Below are 1,190 nucleotides of genomic sequence, written 5' to 3' on the forward strand. Positions count from 1 at the left end.
GACGCGCGAGATCACGCCGGCCGCGAGCATCTTCTGCGCCGCCGCGTCATGCTGCGCGATGGTGCGCTCGGCCTGCGCGCGCAACTGCGCCGCGCGCTGCGCGAGCTGGGCGCCGAAGTAGCGCTGCACCAGCAGCGTGTCGACCTCGTGGCTGGCCTGTTCGGCATCGGCCTCGGCCTCGCGCGTCTGCGCCGAGACGAAGCCGCGCACCGCATCGGTGGCACCGCCGAGGTAGATCGGCCAGACCGCCGACACCGAGGCGTTGGAGCCGGTGTCGTGCCGGTTCAAGGTGTAGCTGTTGGGCAGTTGCGGTATCGGCACGCGCGCGATGAAGCTCTGGATCGAGGGCGGCAGCGCCTGCCCGATCTGGCCGAGCTTCTGGTTGAGCGGATCGAGGTCGAGGTTCAGGTTGGCGTTGTACGCATAGGCCAAGCCCGACACGCTGACCACCGGGCCGCCGAGCCGCTTGAGGCCATCGCTCTGCAACTGCTTGGCCTCGACCGCCGCGCGCGCGGCGGCCAGCTTGTCGGAGCGGTCGAGCATGCGGGCACGCGCGGCATCGAAGCTCATCGCGGTGGCATCGTCGGCTGGCGCGGAGGCCTGCGCGAAGGCCGCGCCGCCGGTGGCCGCGAGCAGCAGCGGGGCCAGGGCCTGGAGGAGGGCGTTGCGAAGGTGAAGGTGTGTCATCGGATTCGAAATGCCTTGCGCGCAAGCGTAGCGGGCCGGCGCGGCCCGGTCACGCGAAACGTGGCGCGCGCACCTCGCTTCGATGGCGGGTGTTCCCGACGGCGTAAGAAAAACGGGGCGACGCCGATGCGGCGTCGCCCCTTCCGGAATGGCGTTTCAGTCGGGCGCGAGCCTCAGGACTTCACTTTCACCTCGACGCGCCGCGCTTCGCCCGCGGGGCCGTCGGCCTGGGTCTGCTCGGGCTTGGCGAGCTCGATCTTGTCCTCGGGCGCGCCCGCGGCCTTGAGCGCATCGCCGACCGCCATCGCGCGCTGCTTGGCGAGCTCGGCGTTCTTCGCGGCGTCGCCGGTGGCGTCGTGGTAGCCGCTCACCAGCACCGTGTTGCCGCTCTGCACCGCCTTGATCACGTCGGCCAGCGCCTCCCTGGCATTGGGCGCGACCTCGGCGCTGCCGGTGGCGAAGTAGAACTTGACCACGCCGTTCTCGACCTTGACCGCGGCGGC

At 71.1% G+C, this 1,190-nt stretch carries 1 protein-coding gene and 1 pseudogene; both read right to left on the reverse strand.

Annotation, left to right across the window (positions count from 1 at the left end; all coding sequences use genetic code 11):
* Nucleotides 1-687, reverse strand: a pseudogene (locus tag AC27VN_RS41910) (TolC family protein); the annotation flags it as partial.
* 173 nt (nucleotides 688-860) lie between these two features.
* On the reverse strand, nucleotides 861-1,190 hold a 330-nt coding region (locus tag AC27VN_RS41915), incomplete at its 5' end, for an OmpA family protein (RefSeq protein WP_490880579.1).

It is taken from the genome of Variovorax sp. 20P10.2.4 (assembly GCF_058244205.1).